Annotated in this window: 10 protein-coding genes; 8 read left to right on the forward strand and 2 right to left on the reverse strand. The window is 34.8% G+C overall.

Translation table 11 applies throughout. The annotated features are described in order from the left end of the window. Window positions 1-6: 6 nt before the first annotated feature. Together gltX and ACFSR1_RS12665 are read right to left on the reverse strand one after the other, a co-directional pair. Window positions 7-1,518, reverse strand: coding sequence for a glutamate--tRNA ligase (gene gltX, locus ACFSR1_RS12660; protein ID WP_378293010.1), 1,512 nt, complete (start codon window positions 1,516-1,518; stop codon window positions 7-9). 110 nt (window positions 1,519-1,628) lie between these two features. After that, window positions 1,629-2,669 (reverse strand): alkane 1-monooxygenase, encoded by a 1,041-nt coding sequence (locus tag ACFSR1_RS12665; RefSeq protein WP_378293012.1) that lies wholly within the window; start codon window positions 2,667-2,669, stop codon window positions 1,629-1,631. A 100-nt stretch (window positions 2,670-2,769) separates the two neighbouring features. Here ACFSR1_RS12665 and ACFSR1_RS12670 point away from each other — a divergent pair, with 100 nt between their 5' ends. The 8 genes from ACFSR1_RS12670 to ACFSR1_RS12705 all read left to right on the forward strand — a co-directional run bounded on the left by ACFSR1_RS12670 (window position 2,770) and on the right by ACFSR1_RS12705 (window position 17,167). After that, window positions 2,770-6,174 (forward strand): DUF4175 family protein, encoded by a 3,405-nt coding sequence (locus tag ACFSR1_RS12670; RefSeq protein WP_378293014.1) that lies wholly within the window; start codon window positions 2,770-2,772, stop codon window positions 6,172-6,174. Further along, on the forward strand, window positions 6,167-6,589 hold the full coding sequence (gene ybeY / locus ACFSR1_RS12675) for an rRNA maturation RNase YbeY (RefSeq protein WP_378293016.1): 423 nt from the start codon (window positions 6,167-6,169) through the stop codon (window positions 6,587-6,589). The genes ACFSR1_RS12670 and ybeY overlap by 8 nt, the downstream gene beginning before the upstream one ends. Window positions 6,590-6,666: 77 nt before the next feature. Further along, window positions 6,667-8,538 carry a tRNA uridine-5-carboxymethylaminomethyl(34) synthesis enzyme MnmG gene (mnmG, locus tag ACFSR1_RS12680; protein ID WP_378293017.1) on the forward strand — a complete coding sequence of 624 codons (1,872 nt, stop codon included), beginning with the start codon at window positions 6,667-6,669 and terminating at the stop codon, window positions 8,536-8,538. Beyond that, window positions 8,538-9,017 (forward strand): hypothetical protein, encoded by a 480-nt coding sequence (locus ACFSR1_RS12685; RefSeq protein ID WP_378293026.1) that lies wholly within the window; start codon window positions 8,538-8,540, stop codon window positions 9,015-9,017. Before mnmG ends, ACFSR1_RS12685 begins: the two co-directional genes overlap by 1 nt. Before the next feature lie 546 nt (window positions 9,018-9,563). Beyond that, on the forward strand, window positions 9,564-10,412 hold the full coding sequence (locus ACFSR1_RS12690) for a class I SAM-dependent methyltransferase (protein WP_378293028.1): 849 nt from the start codon (window positions 9,564-9,566) through the stop codon (window positions 10,410-10,412). 229 nt (window positions 10,413-10,641) lie between these two features. Then, window positions 10,642-11,169, forward strand: a complete 528-nt coding sequence (locus ACFSR1_RS12695) for an OmpH family outer membrane protein (RefSeq protein ID WP_378293030.1) — start codon at window positions 10,642-10,644, stop codon at window positions 11,167-11,169. A gap of 670 nt (window positions 11,170-11,839) precedes the next feature. Next, the gene (locus ACFSR1_RS12700; protein ID WP_378293032.1) at window positions 11,840-13,888 is read left to right on the forward strand and encodes a hypothetical protein; all 2,049 of its coding nucleotides are present in this window, start codon (window positions 11,840-11,842) and stop codon (window positions 13,886-13,888) included. A 3-nt stretch (window positions 13,889-13,891) separates the two neighbouring features. Next, window positions 13,892-17,167: a PorP/SprF family type IX secretion system membrane protein gene (locus ACFSR1_RS12705; RefSeq protein WP_378293034.1), complete on the forward strand. Its 3,276-nt coding sequence runs from the start codon at window positions 13,892-13,894 to the stop codon at window positions 17,165-17,167. Window positions 17,168-17,181 lie beyond the last annotated feature (14 nt).

The following is a 17,181-nucleotide window of genomic DNA, read 5'->3' on the forward strand; positions in this document are numbered from 1 at the left end:
AAACGATTACAGAGTTTCAATAGCAGATTCTATTCTTTTAATGGTTTCTTGTTTACCAAGAATTGCTGCAATTTCAAAAAGATCAGGACCTTGTAAAGATCCTACAAATGCTATACGAAGAGGCATCATTACTTTTCCAAAACCTATTTCTTTTGCTTTTATCCAACCTTTTACAATATTTGAAACATTGTTGGAAGTGAAATCTGAAATATCACCAAGGATTCTAGTTAACTCGTGCATAAGGGCAGGAGTATCTTCTTTCCAGGCTTTTTTAATAGCTTTTTCTTCGTACTCAGAAGGTGCAATGAAAAGAAAAGAACTAAGATCCCAAAGATCTTTAGAAAACACTGCTCTTTCTTTAACTAAATCAACAACTTCCGTAAGATCAAATGAAGTAGAAATATTCTTATAAGAAAGTAGTTGCTTCAATTGTTCCACGTGTACAGAAGCATCAAGTTGTTGAAAATACTGTTGCTGAAACCACTTAGATTTATTTGGATCAAATTTAGCACCGGCTTTATGAACTCTTGTTAAATCAAATTCATGAGTTAATTCCTGCAGTGAGAACAGTTCTTGTTCTGTCCCTGGATTCCATCCTAGGAAGGCAAGCATATTAATTACTGCTTGAGGTAGATATCCATCTTCTCGATATCCCGATGCAATTTCATTAGTTTTAGGATCGGTCCATTGCAAGGGAAAGACAGGAAAACCGCCTTCTATACCATCTCTTTTTCCTAATTTTCCTTTTCCGTTGGGTTTTAAAATTAATGGTAAATGAGAAAAACTAGGTGCTTCCCAATTAAAGCATCTATAAAGCAATATATGCAAAGCAAGAGAAGGTAACCATTCTTCTCCACGAATAACATGAGTGATTTCCATAAGATGATCATCTACAATGTTTGCCAAATGATATGTTGGCATACCATCGCTTTTAAATAATACTTTGTCATCTAGAATATTGGTGTCTATTTTAATATCCCCACGTATTTCATCTTTTAGATGCAGCGTTTCATTTGTAGGACATTTAAAACGGATAACATATGGATCACCTGAGTTGATTTTTTCCTGTATTTTGTTTTCAGAAAGAGTTAAGGAATTATTTAATTTTTCTCTATTATGCCAATTGTATATAAAAGTTTTTCCTTCGGATTCGTCTTTCTTTCTGTATGCATCAAGTTCGTCTGCAGTATCAAAAGCATAATAAGCATAACCGTTTTCTATTAATTGATCAGCATATTGTTTATACAAATGTTTTCGTTCACTTTGGCGATAGGGACCAAAACCACTATCTTTTCCGGGTCCTTCATCAAATGGAATATTACACCAATTTAGTGCCTCTATAATGTAATCTTCTGCTCCAGGAACAAATCTTTTTTCATCGGTATCTTCTATTCTAAGAACAAAGGTTCCGTTATTCTTTTTAGTAAAAAGATAGTTGAACAAAGCGGTTCTTACTCCACCTATATGTAAAGGTCCTGTTGGACTGGGTGCAAATCTTACTCTAGTATTTTTTGTCATGATCTTCTGTTTATACCTTAAAAAGGTTTATAAAATCGACGACAAAGATACAATCTTAAATAAGTGATAGAAAAACAAATGTTTTAATAAATTCTAAACAATCAAAAATGTTATTGAGGTTTCATCTCATCTGGAACTCTTTTATTCATTAACACAAACCAAAGCGGTGGAAATAAAGATAGGACCATAGAGGTAGGATATCCAAAAGGAAGCTGAGGACTTTTGTCATGATGATCAAGAAGTTGATATTTTTTTGAAGCTCTATAATGATGATCACTATGTCTGGTTAACTCAAAAAGTAAGATGCGGCCTAACAAATGGTTAGAATTCCAGGAATGTATTTCCCGAACTCTTTCATATCGACCGGAATCATTTTTCTTTCTTGATAATCCATAATGCTCTATATAATTGATGGTTTCTAATAATAGAAAACCAACAATTCCACAGGATAGTCCTATGATCAACCCAAAAGAACCGAAAATAGAAAATATTAAAAATATATAAACAAAAGTTATAACAGAGTACCAAAACATATCGTTTTTAAAGGATAAAAAGGATTGGTTATTTTGTTTGAGTAATTTCATCTGAATTTTCCAGGCGCTTATATATTGTCCAACAACAGAAGTGAACCAGAAAAAGTAAAGTGGTTGGTTGTATTTGGCTGTGGCTGGGTCTTCTTTGGTGGCAGCTTTAAGATGATGACCAAAATTATGTTCCATGTAGAAATGCATATACAAAGATGGTAGAAGTAAAGCTTTGGCAATGAATCGTTCATTCGAAAAACGATGACCAAGTTCGTGCCCAACGTTAATACCGTTTGCACCAAGAACAATACCTGTGGAAATGACGATACCAACTATTTCGTAGGTGTTCAAAGAAACATTAGATACAGTATATAGGGCATAAAATAAAATTGAATAAATTATAGGAAGGTTTATGTATAATAACCAATCGAAGACCTTTTTTTTAGACTTATAGAGTCTCGTGTCCTCATCCAAATTTTCTTCTGATGCAGGAGTAAAGAGCTCTACAAGAGGTATAAAACCAAACACATAGATAGGAGTCAAATAAGTATATACGCCTTGCAACCATATACTTAACAGAGCAACGACTGGAATAGAATATGCCGAAATGTACTTTAAATCTTTCATAATGGATTAACTACTAGAGGTTTGAATTATAATAAATATAACAAATCTATAAGAAATAAAGTTGTAGTTTTATAAATTACTGAAAAAGAAAAAGAGTAGAATGGATAATTTCGAGTTCATAAAAAATAAGTTAGAACAATTCATTAAGAAGTATTATGTAAATGAGTTGATAAAAGGGATAATTCTTTTTTTCTCAATTGGCGTTTTGTATTTTCTAGCAACACTTTTAATAGAGTATTTTTTATGGTTAAATAGTACTGGGAGAACGATATTATTTTGGTTGTTTATTACTGTGGAATTATCTCTATTCATTAAACTTATTGCTATCCCGATTATAAAGCTTTTGAAGTTAACGGAGGGAATAGATTACATAGATGCATCAAAAATTATTGGGAATTATTTTCCTGATGTTAATGATAAATTATTGAATCTATTACAACTTAGTAGAGGTGACAAATCTTCGTCACTATTGTTAGCAGGTATTGAGCAAAAATCGGCACAACTAAAGCCGATACCTTTTAAGTTGGCAATAGATTTTAAGAAGAATGCTAAGTATCTAAAATATGCTGTGATTCCTGTTGTTTTTTTACTTGTAAGTTTATTTGGTAAAAGTAGTTGGTTTTCAGAAAGTTATGAGCGAGTGATTAATTATGAAACGGCGTATGAACCACCAGCACCGTTTAAGTTTTTTGTGGTTAATGAGAATTTGAACGCTCTGGAAGGAAAGGACTATGTTTTAAAGGTTAAAACGGCAGGAGATTTGGTTCCTGAAAATGTTACAATTATATATAATGATGAAGTATATTTTTTAAAAAACACTGGAACAGGAGAGTTCCAACACGTATTTGTACAACCAAAAGAGCCCATGGATTTTGTTTTATCGTCTAATGATATAAGCTCTAGAGAATATACTTTGAATGTAGTATCCGTACCAATATTATTGGATTTTGTTATGGAGCTAGATTATCCTAATTATACAAACAAGAAAGATGAAGTGTTAAAGAGCTCGGGTAACGCTACGGTGCCAGAAGGAACAAAAGTGGTATGGAGGGTAAAGACCAGAAATACAGAGAAGGTTACTATGGTAATGAAGGATTCTGTAGCAGCATTTACTAAAAATGTTTCTGATTTTCTTTATCAAAATAACTTGTACGCTGATTTAGATTATGAAATTACAACGTCAAACAGTAATGTTAGTAATTATGATAATTTATCATTTAACATAAATGTGACAAAGGATCAATATCCTGAACTTAATTTGACCTCAGAGAAAGATACAGTAGATAATAGTACGATGTATTTTTATGGAAGGGTTAGTGATGATTATGGCTTGAGTAAATTACGTTTGGTGTATTATGATAGTGATAAGGAAGGAACAAGAACTAACAAGAATTTACAAGTAGCTTCTTCTGTTTTCGACGAGTTTGTTTATGCTTTTCCTGGTAACCTTACTTTAAAAGATGGTGTAAATTATTCTTTTTATTTTGAGGTGTTTGATAACGATATTATTCATGGGTATAAGAGTACAAAAAGTCAGGTTTTCAGTTTTAGGAAGTTAACGAGAAATGAGGAAGAGGAGAAAAAACTACAAGAGCAAAGTGAGGCGATTTCTGGGCTTAATAAATCTCTAAAGAAGTTTAAAGATCAGGAACAAGATCTAAAAACGTTGAGTAAGTTACAAAAGGAAAAGAAGCAGTTGGATTATAATGATAAAAAGAAGTTAGAAGATTATTTAAAAAGGCAGAAGGAGCAAGAAAAGATGATGCAGAATTTTTCTAATAAACTTAAGGAAAATTTAAATCAATTGGAGGATAAAAAGAAGGAGGAACCGTTTAAAGATGCGTTGAAAGAAATGTTAGAACGTAATGAGGAAAGATTAAAGAAGAATGAAAAGTTATTGGAGGAAATAGAGAAGTTAACAGAAAAAATTCAGAAGGAAGAGTTGACAGAAAAATTAGAGGAGCTGGCAAAGGAGAATAAGAATTTAAAGAAAAACTTAGAGCAATTATTAGAGTTGACCAAGAGGTATTATGTGATAGAGAAACATGAAAAATTGGCCAGCAAACTGGATCAGTTATCAAAGGAACAGGAGGAGTTGTCTGAGAAGAGTGAGGAAGAGAACACAAAAGAAAAGCAGGAAGAGATAAATGAGAAATTTGACGAGTTTCAAAAGGAGATGGAAGAGCTCAGGAAGGATAATAAGGATCTGAAAAAACCAATGAAATTGGATCAGAACAAAGAGGATGAAGAGGAGATTAAGAAAGAGCAACAAGAGGCTAGCGACAAGTTAGAAAAGAACGAGAAAGAAGACGCTAAGAGAAACCAGAAAAGTGCTGCACAAAAGATGAAGGAAATGAGTGACGGAATGCAGATGCAAATGCAAATGGGTGGTGGAGAACAGCAGCAAGAAGATATGGAAATGCTTCGCCAAATATTGGATAACCTTGTAGATTTTTCTATGGAACAGGAAAACCTTATGAAAGGTTTTAAGGGAATAAGTATTGATAATCCTACATATTCTAATAAGTTAAAAAAGCAAAGTGTTTTACGCGAGAACTTTATTCATATAGATGATAGTTTATACGCATTGGCTTTGAGGACACCTAAGATATCAGATGAGGTTACGGGTAAACTTACCGATATTGAATTCAATATAGATAAGTCATTAGAAAGGCTTGCAGAAAATCAATCGATACAAGGAATAGCGAATCAGCAATATGCGGTCACAGGTTCAAACGATTTGGCATATTTTTTAAGTCAGGTACTGGATCAAATGCAAAACAGTATGTCTTCAAGTAAAGGAAAAGGAGGCAGTGAGTCTCGTGGGTTTCAGTTGCCAGACATTATAAAAAAGCAAGGTGAGTTAAATGAAAAGATGAAGGAGGGAAGCAAAAAGGGCAAAGGGAAAAAGAGTGACGAGAAGAAGGGCGAAGGAGATGGAAGTAAGGCTGGCGAAAATGGGGAGAAGGGAAAAGATGGAAAAGGGAAACAGGGAGAAAAAAATGGTAAAAACGGGAAAGATGGAAAGAATGGAAAAGGCGGCAAAAACTCTGATGATGGTGAAGGGGATTCGGATTCACAAGAGGAGAATATGAATGGCGAACTCTACGAGATTTATAAGCAACAACAGGAGTTAAGAAATGCGTTGCAGAACAAATTAAAAGAGCAGGGAAAAGGAAATAAAATTGGTAGTGATTTGCTGAGGAGAATGGAGCAGGTTGAGCAAGAGTTGTTGGAAAAAGGTTTTAATGATGGAACATTAAGCAAGATGTTAAATCTAAAACATGAGTTGTTGAAACTAGAAGATGCTACGATAGAACAGGGAGAAGAAGAGAGAAGAGAAAGCAAGAGTAATAACAGACTCTTTAGTAATGACAATGAGATTCAATTAAACAGGGCAAAACAATATTTCAACACTACTGAAATATTAAACCGACAAGTATTACCTTTGCGGCAAAATTACAAACGTAAGGTTCAAGAATATTTTAAGAAAGGTTATGATTAATTTTTTTTATGAGGATGTAGAATTAGATATAAACGAGGCTTCAGTTTCGGGTTGGATAAGCCGAGTGATAGTGTCTGAAAACAAGAAAGAAGGAGAACTTAGTTTTGTGTTTTGTAATGACGAATATTTACTAAAGATTAACCGAGAATTTTTGAATCATGACACCTATACAGATATTATAAGTTTCGATAATTGTTTAGGAAATGAGCTTCATGGAGATGTATTTATTTCTACAGAAAGGGTTGCTGAGAATGCAAGTACATATAAGGTGGCTAGAGAAGAAGAATTAAGAAGAGTGATAATCCACGGGGTATTGCACTTTTGTGGATATAAAGATAAAACTGAAGGTGAAGAAAGGGTTATGAGACAAAAGGAAGAAGAAAAACTAACTATGTTCCACGTGGAACATAGTTAGTTTTTTTGATTATTTGTTCCACGTGGAACAAATTTCGATTAAAGTGATGTTCCACGTGGAACAAATGAATATAGAGTATGTTTGATAAAGAATATGATGTTATAGTGGTTGGTGCTGGGCACGCCGGAAGCGAGGCTGCGGCGTCAGCTGCTAATTTAGGATGTAGTACATTGTTGATTACAATGAACCTTCAAAACATAGCCCAAATGAGTTGTAATCCGGCGATGGGCGGTATTGCAAAAGGACAAATTGTTCGAGAAATTGATGCATTAGGCGGGTATAGTGGTATTGTTAGTGATAGAACAGCAATTCAGTTTAAGATGCTTAATAAATCCAAAGGGCCTGCAATGTGGAGTCCAAGGGTTCAAAGTGACCGTATGCGTTTTGCAGAAGAGTGGAGACTGTTGTTAGAGCAAACACCTAACTTGGATTTTTATCAAGAGATGGTAAGTGGATTGATTGTAGAAAATGATCAGATCAAAGGAGTTCGAACTTCATTAGGAATTGAGGTAAAAGCGAAAACGGTGGTGCTAACAAACGGAACGTTTCTTAATGGTTTAATTCATATTGGAGAAAAGCAATTTGGCGGTGGACGAGCTGGAGAAAGAGCTGCAACCGGAATTACAGAACAACTGGTTGATTTAGGTTTCGACTCAGGAAGAATGAAAACAGGTACACCTCCAAGAGTTGATGGGAGGTCTTTGGATTATTCTAAGATGGTGGAACAACCTGGAGACGAAACTCCTGAAAAGTTTAGTTATACTGATTTATCTAAACCTCTCACCGAACAGAGATCTTGCTACATGACATACACTTCTCCAGAGGTTCATAATTTGTTAAGAGAAGGTTTTGATCGTTCTCCAATGTTTAATGGAAGAATTAAAAGTATAGGACCTAGATATTGTCCTTCTATAGAGGACAAGATTAATAGGTTTGCTGATAAAGAGAGACATCAAATGTTTATAGAACCCGAAGGTTGGAATACCGTAGAGGTATATGTAAACGGTTTTTCAACTTCTTTGCCAGAGGATGTTCAGTTTAAAGCTTTGAGGTCTGTGGTTGGTTTCGAAAAGGTAAAGTTTTTTAGACCCGGTTATGCGATCGAATATGATTATTTTCCACCCACACAGTTGACACATACGTTGGAAACAAAATTGGTTTCTGGTTTGTTTTTTGCTGGACAAATTAACGGTACTACTGGTTACGAAGAGGCTGCATCGCAAGGGTTGATGGCGGGTATAAATGCAGCATTAAAGGTTAAAGAAAAAGAGGCGTTTACCGTTAAAAGGAGTGAGGCTTATATAGGTGTTCTGATTGATGATTTAATTACTAAAGGAACAGAAGAGCCATATCGTATGTTTACATCCAGAGCAGAATATAGGACTTTATTAAGACAGGATAATGCAGATTTTAGACTGACACCTATGGCTCATGAAATTGGATTGGCGTCAGACGAGAGGATGAGAAGGATGGAGGATAAGAAAAAGAAATCAAATGCTTTTGTTGATTTTTTCAGAGAAACAAGTGTGACACCCCAAGAAGCAAACCCGGTTTTGGAGGAAAAGAAATCTTCACCAATAAATCAAAGCGGCAAAATGTTTAAGTTGTTTGCTAGGCCACAGATTACATTGGAAGACATGAAACAATTGGAAAAGGTTTCTACCTATATTGATGAGAATAATCTGGACAAAGAAGTTTTAGAACAAACTGAAATACAAGTAAAGTATTCTGGATATATTGAAAAAGAAAAGAACAACGCCGATAAGTTAAATCGTTTAGAGAATATAAAAATCCCTAAAGATTTTGATTATACGAAGCTAAAATCTCTTTCTTATGAAGCGTGTGAAAAAATGACAAAAATTAAACCGGCAACTATTTCTCAGGCATCGAGGATTAGTGGAGTTTCTCCAAGTGATATTTCTGTGTTATTGGTTTATATGGGTAGATAATGAAAAATGTTATTTGTAAGCAAGAAAGAGCTTTAAAAGCAAAAATACTTGTTGCTATTGTTTTGTCGTTTTCGTTTATGATGTTATTTTTTGGCTCAGAACCTTTAACACCAAGGATTCTTCTTTTTACAGGCTCTTTACTAGTTTTTGGTTTTGGGGTGTCTTATAAGATTAATAAAGATTTTAATAACGAAAAGTTGTTTTCTGTTTTTGGTTTGGTTTTATATAGAGCTAAGCTGGATCTAGAGTTTCCTGATTATATTTCTGTTTTTTCTGGTTCTTTTAGTTTGAATAATGAGTGGGCTACGGTGAGTGCTTTAGGAACTAAAGAAAGACACGAAAAGATAGTGGTTCGGTTTTTTACTGATAATAGAAAAGTCACGGTATACAAAACTAATACTTACAACGCAGCTTTTGAAAAAGCAAGAGAATTAAGTGATCTGTTGAGTGTGGAAATTTATGATACCACTAAATTATAGTTCCACGTGGAACAATTTTTATATTCGTCGTATTAAAACAAAACTTTATAAAATAAAATATTTGTTAACCAAAGTAATTAATGTTCTTTTTTACATCTTGCATTTCTGTAAAAACTGTAAGACAGCTTGATAATTTTAGGGTCGAAGTAGACGATTGGAGTGGAGAGGAATATTTTCATTTTAAGTCCAGTTTGTCGCCAGGACAAACTGAACTTTCTTTAAGAAAATAATTTAGTGTTTTTGAATATGAGAAAAGATCTGATTTCGACACAAAACTGTTTGATGATCTTAATATTGTTTTGATGTAAAATTAGATATAAGTACAGATCGAAATATGTATATAGATTTGACACCAACAATTATAAATCGTGAAGATCCAAAAAACCAAAACATTAGAAATTTTTGTGAAAATTGAAGTTTTGATCCTAACGAAGAAAATTGCCTTTCAAGAAAGTCTTTGTTTTCCAGCAAGACCAAATCTTTTTTGTTGAATATTAAGAACAGCATTAAAGAGTAAGAATATATTAATGTTTCTTCAAACTAATAATGAATAAAGAAAAATTAGAATTTTATCTAGAATGTAAAGACCATACAGTATCAAATGAAAGGTTTACTCTGTATAGGGATAAAGACTTGGATTTACTGATAACAACTCCTAAACCCGATGAGGGGAGTTTAGGAAAGTATTATGAGAGTGAAGATTATATCTCTCATACCGATGCGAAACGAAGTGTTTTTGAAAAGTTATATCATATAGTAAAAAAGTATTCGCTAAATAAAAAAGTTAAACTTATAACAGGTTTAAATGGTGAAGCTGGAAGCCTATTAGATATTGGAGCAGGAACGGGAGACTTTTTATTGGAAGCAAGCAAGAACGATTGGAAGATTGAAGGTGTTGAGCCTAATGATCAGGCTAGAGGATTGGCTATAGAGAAAGGGATGGCTTTGCAATCCGACACAGCAAATTTGCCGGCCAAGAGTTTTGATGTAATTACAATGTGGCACGTATTAGAACATGTTCCTAATTTAAGAGCGCAGATTATAGAATTAAAGCGTTTACTTAAACCTCAAGGGTATCTGATAGTCGCTGTTCCTAATTTTAAGTCATACGATGCAAATTATTATAAATCTTTTTGGGCTGCTTATGATGTGCCTAGACATTTATGGCATTTTTCTAAGAACGCTATAAAAATACTTTTTGATAAAGAAGGAATACGATTAGAAAAAACCATGCCATTGATATTTGATTCTTTTTATGTTTCGCTCTTGTCAGAAAAATATAAAAACGGAAAAATGAATTTCTTCAAAGCATTTTGGATTGGTTTTCTTTCAAATTTAAAAGCAAAAAGGTCAAAACAGTATTCTTCACATATTTATATTTTAAAAAACGAATAAATTCTTGTTTTGAGGCTGTTTTTATGGTTTTTGAAAAGTTTTGGGATAAAATACCTTTGGTTTTTCTAAAAGCTTGGTAAAAACGTTTTATTTGAGTGTTTTTCTATAGATTTTAACAATAACAGATTTCGAAACAATCGTTTTTTCTTATTACGTGTTAATTTGATGAAGTTAAGAGTATTACATCAAATGAACTTTGATATTTTTGCGCAGAACTAAATATTAAATGATGAGAAATTTTATATGGATTGCAATAGCGTTATTTGCAATGACTGCATGTAACCAGCAAGTTGAAAAAACCGGATATGTAAATAACACCAAAGTGGTATCTGATTTCAATGAAATGAAAACTGCTAAAGAAAAGTGGACAAAAAAGAATAATGAAGTTAGAGCAGAGCTGGAAGAGAAAGCAAAGCAATTTCAAATAGAGGTTCAGGGGTATCAGAATATAATGAAATCTATGTCCCAGACCAATAGAGAGAAGAAAGAGCAGGAGCTAATGGTGAAACAGCAGACATTGCAAAGAGAGCAACAAACCAGAATGCAGGAAATTCAACAAGGAAGTCAGGTAGAAATTGATTCGATTATTGCCAAGGTTGATAGTTTTATAAAGGACTATGGTAAAAAGAATGGATACACTTACATCTACGGAGAAACTGAGGTAAAGAATATTTTTTATGCCAAAGAAGAATTGGATCTGACGGATAAGATTATTGCAGAATTGAACGGAGAGAAATCAACAGAAAGTAAAAATTAAATAAAACTTAAAAAACCATCAAAATGTTAGATGGTTTTTTAATAATTTTATACAGGGAAAATTCCCTTAAAAAGATGTTTAGATATTTAACATTTTATCCATAAATCTTAAATAGTTTTTTGAGGTCTGTGTATGACCTTTTCAGAAGTTCTAAAAGAGAATAAATGTTTAAGGATTTACCGAAAAAAATAAGGTATATTTTCTCTTTAAATTCAAACACAAAAAAACTGAAATACGTGAAAAAATAAGACACTTAATCGGCAAAAACTGTCTTTTTCAGAGTTTTTCTACAAGAGATAAACGTGTGATTTTTATAATATTTTTAAGTTTTCTAATCAAAAAATCTGATTTTTTGAGCTATTTATCATTGAAAACAGGCGTTTTTTAAGTGGGTATGAACACGTAAATTTTATATTTATTATTTTGATTAATAGGGTTTTAGGTGTTCGTAAAGGTCGGTAAAGCTATGGTTTTTAGAGATGTAATCATACCCCTCAAAGTTAAGTAAGAATATTATTACAAAAAAAAACGAAAAATTGGTTTGATATAAATTTTTAATTCATATTTTTATGACTTTACAATATTTATATTAACAACATTATTAACAAGCGCCCCAAATCGCTTGATTGATGATGCAGATGTTCACATAAATTTAACTGATGTGATACCCATGAAAAGAAGACTTAACCTCGCAATCGTTACGATCGTATTGGCATTTGGATTCCAAGTTGCTCAAGCACAGCGGAACATAAAGCCTCCTGTTCTTATTTCTGCACCTCAAGCTTGTGGAACACCAGCGAATAATTTTGAGTTTACTGCAGAGTTGTCCCCCGGACAGGCCTTGCCGGAACGCAATGAATTCATACTGGAACTATCAGATCCTTCAGGCTCTTTTGCTAATCAATCCGATATTACAGAATTGGCTCGGATTTTAGGACCTAACGAAGCTGCTGGAGGTACCACTAATATTCTGTTTTCGGGCGTTCAGGTTCCTGCCAACGCAAATAGCGATGATTATAGAGTAAGGGTAAGAGCCTCTGAAGCGGATATTATTGGTGATGTATCGGATCCTATTCCTTTCCACTTTTTTGATGATAATCTAGAAATAATCCTTAACGGAAGGGATGATTTAATTTTTTGTAGTGTAGCGTCTTTTGCCAGAGAAATCGCTGTGGAGGTTAGAGATGAAAATGATAACTTTTTGGATGTTAATGACTTCAATTGGGAGTGGTTAAAGGATGGAGCTATTATTCCAGGTGAAACAAGTCCTAGACTTTTGGTTACAGAAGAAGGAAGATATATAGCAAGAGTTCCACTGGGATTATGTAATAATTTTTTCAACCCTAGCAATAGATCGAATGCGGTGGATGCCGTTCTGGAAAATGTTGACAATTTTTTTATAGAAACAACGGCTACTGATTTTTCTTTCTGTCCTGAAGAGTTTAAAGAACTTAGGGCAAGCGAGATAGATTTTTCTTATAACTATCAGTGGATAAAAGATGGTGAAGAGCTGGTCGGAGAGATTTCACCAACCATTATTTTACCGGATAACAACTTCGGCGGTGAATATACCTTACAAATAGTACTCAGTGAAGATTGTACTCTGATTACTGATCCTGTCATTGTTACTAATGAAGGTTCAAACATTACGGTGCCTCTTCCCGAAAGTTTAATATTATTACCATCTCAGTCATTAACATTAGTGGTAGAAACAGACGTTCCTGCAGGAAGTATATTTAGATGGATTGCAAACACGAATGTTCAGCGTCAGGGAGTTACGGCTAGTGATGGTGAAACACTAACATTTGAGGTTCCTACATCAAACATTGGAAATTATCGGGTTGAAATCGAAGCAAACGATCCTTGTAACTCCATGTTATTTTCAGAAACCGATATTTTTGCTGCAGAAAGATTTGCTATTACTATCGGACCTAATGAGGTTGTTGATTGTGAACAGGATCCCATTACCATAGCGCTTATCGAAATGGTAGGTATAACTTCCAGCGGAGAACAGGTTCCGTTAACAACGGAACAATTCAATTTTTTTAATTTTGAATGGTTTCAAGACGGAGTCTCCACAGGTGAGACTTCTTTATCGTTAGATATAAGCCGTTCAGATAGTGGCGGTACTTTTGATTTAAGAGCTATTTTTTCACCAGGTGGATTGCCAGATACCGTTTCTAATGAGTTATCTATTGATTTCTTATCCAATAATATTGTTTTGGATATCACACCCCCTGTTTTAGAAGCTGGTGAATCAGTAGTTTTAACGGGGCCATTTAGTGCTAATTTTACGTATGAATGGTTTGTGATTCTAAATGGAGAAGAAGTTTTAATAGAAGGTGAAACAACAAACACCCTAACAGTTACAGAAGAAGGGGATTATTTTGCAAGAATAAGCTCTTCTTTGTGTACCACGGATACTTTAATTGCTTCGGTAAGAGGACCTGGAGCACAATCCGAAGTAATTCCAAACGTTATAACACAAGGTAGAGGTTCATCCAGCGATGTTTGGGTGCTACCAAACTCCTTTAGCGATAGCGGTGTAGAGGTGAGCATTTATTCTTCTAATGGAAAATTAGATTTTCAAAAGAGCGGAGGATATAATGCTGATTGGCCCTCAAACTCGGCATCAGGAGCTGATGAGTTGATTTATTATTACATTATTACAAGAAACAGCGAAGTAGTTAGAAAAGGAACAATTACTGTAATGAGATAATTTATGATTAAAAAAATACTTTTTATATTAATATGTAGTACCTGCTTAAATCTCATTTACAGTCAGGAAACAACCCCTATTACGTCGCAAGCACTTCCTATCGAGGTGCCACTTCATAATTCTATCAAGTATAATAGATTTTTGTTTAATCCCACATTTTCTTTGGTAAGGGAAAATAAAAATTCTGTAAATGTATATAACCGTAATGAACGAATTTCTTTTCAGGATAATCCGCAGACATATGTTCTAAATTACAATGCCAGATTTGATGAAAAAACCGGAATAGGAATAGGCCTTTACCAGCAAAGTTTAGGTGTGTTACGTTATTTTGGAGGTACGCTAAACTATGCCTATAATTTAGAATTGAACAGGGATATGAACTTCACCTTTGGAGTGAATCTTCAATACCTGCAATCTTCGCTTAAAAGCAAATTAGATCAAGCACAAATAAGTGATCCTATTACGGATAATTTTGAAAGTAGTTCTGTCTTTTTGTTAAAACCGGGAGTAAATTTCAACTACGGTAATTTTGATGTAGGTGTCGCTGTTGGTAACCTGGTGGCATATAATATATCAGCAAGCGAGTTATTAACTGACAATTTCGAATATTTAGGACATGTAATGTATACCACCGAATTGGACTGGAGAACGGACAATGAACTAAGAGGAATGGTATACGCTTCTAAACCCGGAGAACTTGACTTACGATACGGAGGAAACGTTTTATTTGAGATACCCAAGTATGGATGGGCTCAATTAGGATACAACAGTTTTTATGGAGGCGCTATAGGAATTGGAGCAAACATATCAAAAGTAGTATCTGTAGGACTTTCTGTAGAACCTGGTATTGGTGGAAGTGGAACAACCGCAGAATTTGGCTCTTCTTGGGAGGTCGCTTTGGCATATAATTTCGGACAAGAAGAAAAGAGAAAAAAGAGAAGAAATTTCTCATCTAATAGTTCATTGCAGAGAGATTCTGAAATAAGAAGATTAAAGAAAGAAATTTTAGATCAAAATAAAATAATTAGAGAGTTACAAAATTCTAGAGGAGATTCATTAACTGAAGCTCAAAGATCTATGAATAAACTCGAAAGATCTATTCAGGAGGCGAAAGAAGAAGAAGCAAGAAAAGCACGACAATTGGCTTTACAGCGTGAGGAAGAAGTAAAACTCTTAAATAAGCAAACAGAAGAGCTGGCTGCTCAGAAGCAATTAGAACTAGAGATGGCCGAGCAAAAGGCTGAAGAGGAAAGGTTGGCAGCAGAGAAAAAGCTGGCTTTAGAAATGCAGGAGCAGAAAAATGCTGAAGAAGCAGCGGGAAGACAAGCCGAAGAAGCTAGAATAGCTGCCGAAGAAGCAGCAAGAGAAGCTGAAGCAGAGCAACAAGAAGCTGCTGCAGAAGCTGAAGCCGAAGCAAAAAGACAAGAAGAAGAAGCGATCAGGTTAGCAGAGCAAGAAGCTGAGACCGAAAGGCAACAAATTGCTGCTGCAGAAGAAGTTAAAGCGCAAGCTGCAAGAGAAGAAGAAGAAAGGCTGGCTGCTCAGAAGAAATTAGAGCTTGAAATGGCTGAGCAAAAAGCAGAGGAAGAAAGATTAGCTTCTCAGAAAAAGCTCCAGCTCGAAATGGAAGAGCAAAAGAGAAGAGAGGAATCTCAGAAAACTTTAGAAAGAGAAGTTTCATTGCAAAAGGATGAGGAGGCTGAAGCTGCAAGATTAGCTGAAGAAGAGAGATTGCGTCAGGAGGCTGAAGCTGCGAGATTAGCTGAAGAAGAAAGACAACGTCAGGAAGCGGAAGCCGCAAGATTAGCTGAAGAAGAAAGATTACGTCAGGAAGCAGAGGCCGCAAGATTGGCTGAAGAAGAAAGACAACGTCAGGAAGCTGAAGCTGCAAGATTGGCTGAAGAGGAGAGACAACGTCAGGAGGCTGAAGCTGCAAGATTGGCTGAGGAAGAAAGATTACGTCAGGAAGCGGAAGCTGCAAGATTGGCTGAGGAAGAAAGATTACGTCAGGAAGCGGAAGCTGCAAGATTAGCTGAAGAAGAGAGACAACGTCAGGAGGCAGAAGCCGCAAGATTGGCTGAAGAAGAGAGACAACGTCAGGAGGCTGAAGCTGCAAGATTAGCTGAAGAAGAAAGACAACGTCAGGAGGCTGAGGCTGCAAGATTAGCTGAAGAAGAAAGATTACGTCAGGAGGCTGAAGCTGCAAGATTGGCTGAAGAAGAGAGACAACGTCAGGAGGCTGAGGCTGCAAGATTAGCTGAAGAAGAAAGATTACGTCAGGAAGCTGAAGCTGCAAGAATGGCTGAAGAAGAGAGACAACGTCAGGAGGCTGAAGCTGCAAGATTGGCTGAAGAAGAAAGACAACGCCAGGAAGCTGCAGCTGCAGCACAGACAACAGAGGAGAGTAGTGAAGATATTGAACAGATAGAGAAAGAATTAGAAAGCAGTAGTAGAATTACTGATAAATTAATTGCTTCTAGAGATTCATTATTAACATCTTCTAAGAACCTTGACAAAAGAGAGTTTAATAAGCTTTTAGAATCATTAGTGAATATGAGTAATGAAGCTGAGGAAGTGAAGAATAATAGTGATCCTAACAGCTCGAAAAGACTTACTTCTAAAAATAGGTTTATCAAATTTGCGGAAGCTACAAGACCTGAAGCTAAATATGCTACTAAATTTATTCCTGGATATCCAGAAGGGTATTATTTGATAGGTAACGTATTTAGAGGAGGAACGTACGCAGATAGCTTTACGAATAAGTTAAAAGATCTCGGGTTTAATGACGCTCAGATTATTTTAAATCCAGAAAATCAGTATCAGTATGTGGCTATTAAGTATTACGCTGATAAAACAGAAGCCGCTGAGAACTATTTAAATAATATCGGAAATAAATATTTTGGTGATATGTGGATTTTAAATATTGCTAAAAATAGAGTAGAATCTTTAAAACGATTGGTGCAAGAAACCAGATTAATAAAAGATACAGTTAAGGATGATACCGTTTTGACCGAGAGTTTATCATATATCGGTGGTCATAACATAGAAAATGGTTACTACTTGATTACGAATATTTTTAAGAGAGAGAATTATTTTGAAAGAGGAATGGATAGACTTAAGTCTCAAGGTTTAGAGCCTAAGTTTTTCAGGAATCCAAAAGATAATTATATATATGTGTATTTAGATAGATTTGACACATTAGATCAAGCAAAACAAAGCCTGTTCTCTAATGTTGGCAACACCTATAACGGAGATCTTTATATATTAAAAATACAGTAGTAAGCACCCCAAAA

It is taken from the genome of Aquimarina rubra (assembly GCF_042684305.1).
Taxonomy (GTDB): domain Bacteria; phylum Bacteroidota; class Bacteroidia; order Flavobacteriales; family Flavobacteriaceae; genus Aquimarina; species Aquimarina rubra.